At 40.5% G+C, this 8745-nt stretch carries 7 protein-coding genes and 2 pseudogenes; 7 read left to right on the forward strand and 2 right to left on the reverse strand.

Features of this window, described 5'->3' with window-relative positions; genetic code table 11:
* On the reverse strand, positions 1-1260 hold a 1260-nt coding region (locus BN338_RS07870), incomplete at its 3' end, for a M48 family metalloprotease (protein WP_039760769.1).
* Between the two features lie 184 nt (positions 1261-1444).
* Between BN338_RS07870 and BN338_RS07875 the strand changes: the two genes are divergently transcribed.
* The 5 genes and pseudogenes from BN338_RS07875 to rimJ all read left to right on the forward strand — a co-directional run bounded on the left by BN338_RS07875 (position 1445) and on the right by rimJ (position 5995).
* On the forward strand, positions 1445-2080 hold the full coding sequence (locus BN338_RS07875; RefSeq protein ID WP_039760773.1) for a thiamine diphosphokinase: 636 nt from the start codon (positions 1445-1447) through the stop codon (positions 2078-2080).
* Positions 2081-2184: 104 nt separating this feature from the next.
* Positions 2185-2571: a membrane protein gene (locus tag BN338_RS07880; protein ID WP_039760775.1), complete on the forward strand. Its 387-nt coding sequence runs from the start codon at positions 2185-2187 to the stop codon at positions 2569-2571.
* The gene (locus BN338_RS07885; protein ID WP_039760777.1) at positions 2571-4433 is read left to right on the forward strand and encodes an ABC-F family ATP-binding cassette domain-containing protein; all 1863 of its coding nucleotides are present in this window, start codon (positions 2571-2573) and stop codon (positions 4431-4433) included. Before BN338_RS07880 ends, BN338_RS07885 begins: the two co-directional genes overlap by 1 nt.
* Before the next feature lie 559 nt (positions 4434-4992).
* A pseudogene (locus BN338_RS13570) lies at positions 4993-5260 on the forward strand (Arm DNA-binding domain-containing protein); the annotation flags it as partial.
* 168 nt (positions 5261-5428) lie between these two features.
* Positions 5429-5995 (forward strand): ribosomal protein S5-alanine N-acetyltransferase, encoded by a 567-nt coding sequence (gene rimJ / locus BN338_RS07890; RefSeq protein ID WP_083868459.1) that lies wholly within the window; start codon positions 5429-5431, stop codon positions 5993-5995.
* A gap of 549 nt (positions 5996-6544) precedes the next feature.
* Here the strand turns inward: rimJ and BN338_RS07895 are convergent.
* Positions 6545-6805 carry a DUF2312 domain-containing protein gene (locus BN338_RS07895; RefSeq protein WP_039760779.1) on the reverse strand — a complete coding sequence of 87 codons (261 nt, stop codon included), beginning with the start codon at positions 6803-6805 and terminating at the stop codon, positions 6545-6547.
* A gap of 216 nt (positions 6806-7021) precedes the next feature.
* Here BN338_RS07895 and BN338_RS07900 point away from each other — a divergent pair, with 216 nt between their 5' ends.
* Positions 7022-7549 carry a DUF1036 domain-containing protein gene (locus BN338_RS07900; protein WP_039760781.1) on the forward strand — a complete coding sequence of 176 codons (528 nt, stop codon included), beginning with the start codon at positions 7022-7024 and terminating at the stop codon, positions 7547-7549.
* Positions 7546-8745, forward strand: a pseudogene (gene pyk / locus BN338_RS07905) (pyruvate kinase); the annotation flags it as partial. The gene BN338_RS07900 and the pseudogene pyk, both read left to right, overlap by 4 nt.

Below are 8745 nucleotides of genomic sequence, written 5' to 3' on the forward strand. Positions count from 1 at the left end.
TTGCCATTGTTCATGGATCGCGCGGGCTTGTGCTCCAGGTAAATTTTGGACGAGATGTCCTTGATGCGTGCCTTGATGGGGGAGCCCTTGAAGTGTGAGGGGGCGGATAGAGGATGGGTCTAGCCCAATAATCCACCCGCTTTTCAAATAATCACTTGCAGATATTCTAGTGGGACAGGGAATAGCATCAAAACGAATCGCAATTTTATTGGATCCGCTGGCCCAAACAGTGTGTGATGAATGTTCTATTGTAAAATCATTGGGAACAGAAAAAGCAATGCGCAATTGTGGATGAATAAATTGGTTGTCTCGTATAAACCCTGTGTAAAAGTTTCCTCCAAAAGTCATGCCATCAATGCTTTTGAGAAAAGAATCACGATCGATGATTTTATGATTATCTTTACTGATTTTATGTGCTTTTTCTATTGCAAGTTTAATGCGTTGGGGGGTAGTTGGGTGAGAGGCTAGAAAGTCTAAGGAGACATTTGAGGTGCCAGAGATATTCTGAAAATGATTATAGGTTTCCATTGTTTGAAGAAAGCGTGGTAAGGAAAATGGATCATATCCTGCTTGTTGGAGCATTTCGAGTGCAAGGGAATCAGCTTCCAGCTCTTGATTGCGGGAAAATTGCGCAAGTTGTTGCTTGTTTTGTAGGGAAGGGTGAAGTTTTTTGTTCATAGAAGAAAGAAGACGTGGAGACATATGATGGGGCCTCTTCAATTGGGCTTCTTTTTGCAGGCGTAAAATGCCATGATTGGCTCTGATGTGTGCTATCTCATGGGCTAAAATTGCTGCAACTTCTGAAGAATCATTGGCGAGTGCTAACATACCGCGGGTGATGTATATCGCACCATTGGGTAGTGCAAATGCATTGATACTTTCTGAGTTTAAAATTGTTACAGAATAGGTTTGATGAGAATGGTAGGATGCAATGGTTAGTTTACGGATAATTTTTGTTAAAAAGCGTTCAAGTTTTGCATCACGATAGGCGCCACCATACATTTGCAAAATACGGGGGTGTTGCAGAGTGCTTAATGTGACATAGATATTGTTATTGTTGCTACGTTTGATTGTTTCAGAAGAACTGGAAGAGAGCTTATCATTTTGAGAAAGGTGCGTATGACAAGCTGAAAGGAAAAGCATTAAACTGATGAAAGTTACTTTATAAGGGAGAGAGCGAAAAAGAAAATTTCTTTGAGCAGTGGTGTGTGTTGCATTGCGGTGCAGATGATTTCTCCGGTGTAATTTAGTAAATTTCATGGGTATCTTTGTATTGTGTGTGTTTTTGTATTGTATGTGTTTTTTTAGAAGAAGCTTTAGGGATAAAGGTTCGTTTGGCTATATTACGGTTTTTATTTATAAAAAATAGCGCTCATCGATAAAAATAGCGCTCATCGATAAAGAGATGCGAGAAAAGAAAATTTTGTGAAAGGCAAAATAGGGCATGGCAACATTTACAATATTGTTAAATGGAAATCTTTCTATCACTGATCGTTTGCTTAATCAAATTCAAAACAGTCGGGTGATTGCTGCGGATGGTGGTATGCGTCATGCAGCCGCGCTTAATGTGAAGCCTGAGTTATGGTTAGGGGATTTCGATTCGTCTGATCAGACTCTGATAGACAAATATAACCATGTTCCGCGTGAGATTTTTCCCTCTGATAAAGATATGACAGATAGTGCTTTGGCTTGTGCAAGAGCGCTACAAAATGGTGCTAAAAAGCTTATTTTGTGCGGGGCTTTGGGAGGCGAGCGAAGTGATCATAGCCTTTCTCATATGACGCAAGCGTTAATGATGGCTGAAAAAGGCATTTCAGTGTTGTTGACAAGTGGTTTGGAAGAAGGCTGGCCGGTTTTGCCAAAACTTATGTCATATGATTTGCCTAAAGGGTGTTTGTTTAGTCTTATCGGTTTTTCTAACTTAAAAGGATTAACACTTAAAGGAGTAAAATGGCCAATTTGTGGCAAAAATGTGCCATTTGGATCTTCTTTAACACTTTCTAACCGTATTTGTGGAACCTTTTCTTGCCATTTAGGTTCTGGAAAAGCTATATTGTTAGCGTCTGTGCCTATTCCATAAAGCTCTTCCGATATATTTTGAATAAGGCAGGGGGGGGCTTAGTGATTTAAGTGCCGACATAAACGATATATTATGTATTGATCTTGAGAAGGAAAGGTTTTGATATGTTAAAATCAGTTTTAAAAGTGGCCGTCGTTTCTGCGATTGGTTTCAGTTCGGTAGCTTGTACCACAAATGATGAACGTGTTGCACGTTACGGTGTGGGGGGAGCAGCAATCGGTGCTTTGGCTGGAACTGCTATTGGTGGAAGTACTGCTGGAGCCGCGCTTACCGGTGCGGCATTTGGTGCTTTGGCTGGAACAATAACAGGTGAGGCTGCAAACCAAAGAAGACAACAAAGACAGGCATCAGAGTTGTGCACGTATCGTGGTCGTAGAGGACATGTTTACCAAGCACCTTGTGCACAAAAAGTCCCAGTGCAACAATTGTGTACTTACCGTGATGCAAGAGGGGTGATGTATCAAGCACCTTGTCCGCGCCGCGTTCGTTAATGGCGGTACCATTGCTGCGGCTTGACCGCATTTTCCTAACCTTTGGGACAACGCCTTTGCTCAACCGAGCCTGTTTATCGGTTGAGCAGGGGGCGCGTATTGCGTTGGTGGGCCGGAATGGTTGTGGAAAATCGACCCTGTTGAAAATTGCCGCAGGAATATTAGAGCCTCATGGTGGCGAAATTTTTCTCCACCCTCGAGTGCTACTTCGTTATGTCTCTCAAAATCCGGATTGTTCGGGTTTTGAAGATATTAACGCTTATATGGAAGCGGGGCTGGACGAGACATCTGATGTCCAGTGGATCAATACGCTTCGCACAAATTTAGGGTTTTCGGGGGCAGAAAAATTAGAAACGCTTTCAGGGGGTGAAAAGAGGCGTGTTTCATTATTACGTGCCATTGCAGCAAAGCCCGATATTTTGTTCTTAGATGAACCAACCAATCATCTTGATTTGCCAACTATTGAATGGTTGGAAGGGGTTTTGTCTTCTTTGCGTTCAGCGATTGTGGTGATTTCCCATGATCGGCGATTTTTAGAAAATGTCACGCATTCAACCGTATGGCTTGATCGTGGCACAACCAAAAGGCTGGAAAAGCGTTTTTCTGAGTTTGAAAATTGGCGTGATAAAGCACTGGAAGAGGAAGCGATTGAGCAGCATAAATTGGGGCGCCAAATTGCTCGTGAAGAGCAATGGTTGCGTTATGGCGTGAGTGCACGGCGTAAGCGTAATGTACGGCGATTAGGCGAATTAAAAGAATTACGACAGCGTCATCAAACCTATAAAGGACAGCCGGGAAGTGCACTTTTGAGCGCAGCTAAAAGTTATGATTCTGGTCAAATGGTGCTCGAAGCAAAGAAAATTTTTAAATCTTATGGTGAGCGCGTTATTGTGAAAGATTTCTCTTTACGTATTCAACGGGGGGATCGAATCGGATTGGTCGGGCCTAATGGTATTGGAAAGACAACGCTTCTTTCCGTATTGATTGGGAAAGAAGCCGTGGATAGTGGAACGGTGAGGCATGGCTATAACCTCTCTATGGCATTGCTTGATCAGCAACGTATTGTCAATGAAGAAGAAACTTTGGCACATTATTTAACGGGGGGAAGGGGCGATACTCTTGTGATCAATGGACAGGAACGGCATGTGGTTTCTTATATGAAAGACTTTTTATTTCTGCCTGAACAAGCACGCACGCCCCTTAAAGAATTTTCAGGGGGAGAAAGAGCACGTCTCATGCTTGCACGCCTTCTTTCGCGTCCTGCAAATTTTTTGATTCTTGATGAACCAACCAATGATTTGGATATGGAAACTTTGGATTTGTTGCAAGAATTTATTGCTGATTTTGCAGGAACAGTGTTGTTGGTTAGCCATGACAGAGACTTTTTAGATCGTACTGTAACCCATATGTTGGCACCTCAAGGCGATGGTCATTGGGTTTTATATGCGGGCGGCTATAGTGATATGATGGCGCAAAATAAGCAAGCCTTGAATTCAAAACGCAAAGAAATAGAATTATCGCACCGTAAAGCATCTTCGAAGCCTCACGCGGGAGTGTTTTCGAAACAGACCTCATCAATAGAGAGTAGCTTGATAGCGCAGGGGAAAAAAACACCAAGAAAACTGTCTTATAAGCAGGTTTATGCATTGGAAAAATTGCCTGAAGAAATCGCTGTGTTGCAAAATGAAATAAAAAAAATTGAGCAAGAGCTCTCTGATCCAGCTCTTTATCGCCGTGATAAAGAACGCTTTGAACGTTTATCAACGGCATTGGAAAAAAAGAAAAATACTTGCACACAAAAGCAAGAAGAATGGCTAGAACTTGAAATTTTACGCGAAGAAATGGATGCATGTTCACGTTAATGTTTCAAATATTAATATCTAAGCATTTTGATTCGTACTGTATCATCGCTTTATGTAGAGCGCTTGGGTGCATTGAAAAATAATGTGCCATTAAATTTATAAAGAGCAGCTTTTGGCTCCACACTTTTGACTGCGGTTAAAAGTTATTACGCTGGTTAATGGGGGTTGCGAGCGAGCTTTACTCTTGATATTTGGCTTTTTTACACAATTCTTGATAAAGAAAAAATGATTGATGCGGTGCGTTTTGTCGCAATTTCATACATAGAAGTATGCCCGTCTCATCGCAGATTTTGCCAGACTCCAATGTTCCTATAGCTTTTAGTATTTGAGTGCATTCATAAATTTATAAGAAGTCTTTCCTTGTCTGTATACCTTATGACCTAGACAATGTATTGATTTATAATGATAATTTAACATTATTTATATTGAATTAGAACCTCGAATAACGTAAGATTCTCTCATTTCAAATCTGTTCCATGTTGAATCAATAAAAACACTTGCTTGCACACCACAAGCGGGTGGGCCATGTGGGTAAAAACTGTATAGACAAGGACTAAAAATTCCGCTTATGAACGCTCTCAAGTGCCAAGAGCTGTCGCAACACCCACGAGCTGGCAAAATGTGTGATGGTATACCGGCTTGCTTTTCTATTAAGTGTAAAGATGGTGGTGCTATATTATTTCATGGGGGATTTATCATTATATCCTTCACGGGTGCTACCGAGAAATAGGTTTGGGTGCTCTTTGAGAGATGTCTCTTTAAAACGAGCCCGTGAATTGGCAACAGGGTGGCGTTCTGTTTTACGTGAAGGTTGTGACCCTATTAGAATACACCAATCTTGCTTATGAAGGAAAAGCAAATGATCCTTATTGATTCTAATATGATAAGCGATGTGGTGAGAAAAGCTTTCTGTATTCACCGTTATGATTTAAGTTTAACCTAATGATTTGTCACGATAAATTAACGCGTTATTGGAATGTTTCTAGGAGGAGAAAATGGTGGTAATTAAAACAAAGCGAACAATTTCTACATTGATCGGTTTAGAAGATGCTGTTGAACTATCTTCTTATTTCTTGCGTAATGTGAATCATTTGCGTCCTTTTGAACCGTCAAGATCTGATGATTACTACAGCCTAACAGCTTGGGAAACACGAGCGGGTAGATTTGCTTATGAAAGCGCACAAGGACAAGCATACCGATATGCTGTACGATTAAAAAATGAAAACACAATCATTGGTGTTGTGAACTTTACAAACGTGGTTCGTGGTGTTTTTCAAGCCTGTCATCTTGGTTTTTCTCTTGATGAAAAACAACAAGGCAAAGTCCTCATGTTTGAGAGTTTATCGGCTCTAATAGCGCATATCTTTGATGTTTATCATCTGCATAGAGTGATGGCAAATTATAGACCAGAGAACATAAAAAGCGGGCTTTTATTAAAACGTCTTCATTTTGAAAAAGAAGGCTATGCCAAAGATTATTTGATGATTGCTGGAAAATGGAGGGATCACATTTTAACTTCTCGAAGGAATAATCGCTATGAGCCTGCCTATGGATTCGAATGAAGCTTTATTAAGGTTTTTTTACCAGATGTATCAATAAGCTGAATTCTTCCCTATCCTAAAAGATTAAGATCCTTAACACCTCTTTTTCTGTAAAAAGCTCAGACTCTTGTTTAGCCGATTTTAGTTGCTGATTTTTTTCAATATTTTTCCTTATATAATGAATTGATTGATCATCATAATTTATTTTTTCAATTTGAATGAGAATTTTGAATACCGTAAGGTTTTCTCATTTCACACTCGTTTTTAGGATGAAGTCATCAAAATCCTTTGTTGACACGTACAGGGAGGTTTGGCTTAAAAGTGGGGAATCTGGTGTGGATAAAAATGATGAGAGAACAAGAAAAATGCCTTTCATGAATCCTTTTAAATGTGAGGGCTGTTGCAATCTTACGCATCCTGTGACCAGATGTCTTGTCACAAGCTACATGAAGTTTTTTTTACATGAATTTTTTGTTATTTTGCACAAACGACTTAACAGTCAGCAGAATTTTTGCGCATTCACTCATTTTTTCCATTTTTGTAAGAAAATTCCTAATGTTATCAATAGAGTTAACTCATTCCAAGCGCATTTTTATAAAGCTCAATGATTGCTTCTTCTTCCATTCGTTCATGCTCTTCTTTTTTACGCAACCGTATAATGCTTCGAACCGCTTTACTATCAAAACCAGAGCCTTTAAGTTCAGTGTATACGTCTTTAATATCGTCAGAAATGGTCTTTTTTTCTTCTTCTAGCCGTTCAATTCGTTCGATAAAAGAGCGTAATTGATTGACGGATATAGCGTGTGTTTGGTCGGTTACTGTATCATTCATTGTATTTTCTCCAGTTTATATATTTTCAGTTGTTTTTTCGACGATAAATTTATGTTGGAAAAGCTTGAAAAACAAAAACTCAATCAAGCACTACAGTTTTTTTACCAATTTATTTTAAATATTTTGTAAAATTTTTAAAATATATGCCTTGATAAAAGGGCTATAAAAAGAAAAATATATGTTTTAAACTTGAAAAGCTTTTGAAAAAAGAGACGTATGGTTCGTTTTGAGAATTTGCATTATAGAGGAAGTTTTTTAATTTTGAAAAAGCAATATTGGGCGCTTCAGAAAAGATTAAAGGTTTTTCTTTTGAGTATTTTGCTTTTGTTTTCTCTTGGTGTTTGTGCAAAAGCTGACTTTAGGGTGTGTAATACAACGCAGCAGTCTGTAGGGGTTGCTCTTGGATATCGCACGTTTTCAGGGTGGGTGAGCGAAGGCTGGTGGGTGGTTCCCGTGACAGAATGTAAAACCCTCATCGAAGGACCTCTTGCCTCGCGGTTTTATTATTTTTATGCGGAAGGGGCACAAAAAAAAGGAACCTGGGCAGGCTCTGTGACCATGTGCGTGCAAGATAGCCAATTTACCATTCAAGGAGTTCATGATTGTTTTCCTCGAGGATATCAAAAGGCTGAGTTTCAGGAAATCGATACCGGTAATCAAACCAGTTGGATGGTACAGTTGACGGATGATTCTTTGTTCAACAATTCAGTTGTCCCTTCTTTTTCAGGAAGTTCTCCACCGTGAAACGTGCCCGTAAAGTAAAAATTATTGCGACTCTTGGTCCTTCTTCTTTTTCTCGTTTAATGATTGAGAAGCTTTTTAGGGCGGGGGCAGATGTTTTTCGCCTTAATATGAGTCATACAGATCGTGATACACTGGCTGATTTGGTCAAGTCTATACGGGAGATTGAAAAAAGCGCTCAACGGCCTATTGGTATTTTGGTGGATCTTTAGGGACCAAAACTGCGTATTGGTTGTTTTGCCAAAGGCCAAGAAGATTTGCGTGTTGGGCAAAGCTTTACATTAGATCATCGTGATGTGGCTGGTGATGCACAGCGTGTTTTTTTCCCTCATGAGGATGTCTTTTCGGCTATTAAACCAGGGGATCGGTTGTTGATTGATGATGGAAGGGTGGAACTGCGCGCTGAAGTATGTGATGATCATTTTGTTCAGTGTCGCGTGGTTGCTGGAACCCGTATTTCTGATCGAAAAGGTGTGAGTTTTCCCGATACAATTTTGCCTTTTGATTCGATAACCTCAAAAGATAAAGAGGATCTTCAGGCTTTGTTAAAGCAGCCTGTTGATTGGGTTGCTCTTTCTTTTATTCAGCGTCCAGAAGATATTATAGCGGTGCGTCAGTTGACGAAAAGCAAGGTGTCTTTGATGGCTAAAATCGAAAAGCCTCAAGCCTTGGAGCATATAGAGAAGATTATTGAAATCTGTGATGGTATTATGATTGTACGGGGTGATCTCGGTGTGGAAATGCCTCTGGAAAGGATTCCTGCGCTTCAGATGGAGTTAATAAAATCTTGTCGTTTAGCTGGAAAACCGGTTGTGGTGGCAACACAAATGCTCGAGTCAATGATCACATCTTCTGTTCCGACACGCGCAGAAGTCTCAGATGTTGCTACGGCGGTTTATGCTGGAACAGATGCGGTGATGTTGTTGGCTGAATCTGCTTCTGGTCGTTATCCGGAAGAAGCGGTGCTTATGATGGACCGAATCGCGCGGCAAATCGAACAAGATCACACTTATGCCGCTCAGGTTGGGGCTCAACATCCTGCTCCAGAATCAACAGGAACCGATGCGATTTCTCTTGCAGCGCGTCAGATTGCTGAAACACTTGCGTTATCAGCTATCGTTGCCTATACGGCTTCAGGAACAACAGGGGTGCGCACCTCTCGTGAACGTTCCAATAGACCGATTATTGCTTTATCTCCC

It is taken from the genome of Bartonella queenslandensis AUST/NH15, from assembly GCF_000312585.1.
Classification (GTDB): Bacteria; Pseudomonadota; Alphaproteobacteria; order Rhizobiales; family Rhizobiaceae; genus Bartonella; species Bartonella queenslandensis_A.

Excerpts from the sequence above, each read along its gene's own strand:
- BN338_RS07875 (WP_039760773.1), top strand. The coding sequence starts at position 1,445 with ATGGCAACATTTACAATATTGTTAAATGGAAATCTTTCTATCACTGAT.
- BN338_RS07900 (WP_039760781.1), top strand. The coding sequence starts at position 7,022 with ATGGTTCGTTTTGAGAATTTGCATTATAGAGGAAGTTTTTTAATTTTG.
- rimJ (WP_083868459.1), top strand. The coding sequence starts at position 5,429 with ATGGTGGTAATTAAAACAAAGCGAACAATTTCTACATTGATCGGTTTA.
- BN338_RS07880 (WP_039760775.1), top strand. The coding sequence starts at position 2,185 with ATGTTAAAATCAGTTTTAAAAGTGGCCGTCGTTTCTGCGATTGGTTTC.
- BN338_RS07895 (WP_039760779.1), bottom strand. The coding sequence starts at position 6,805 with ATGAATGATACAGTAACCGACCAAACACACGCTATATCCGTCAATCAA.
- BN338_RS07885 (WP_039760777.1), top strand. The coding sequence starts at position 2,571 with ATGGCGGTACCATTGCTGCGGCTTGACCGCATTTTCCTAACCTTTGGG.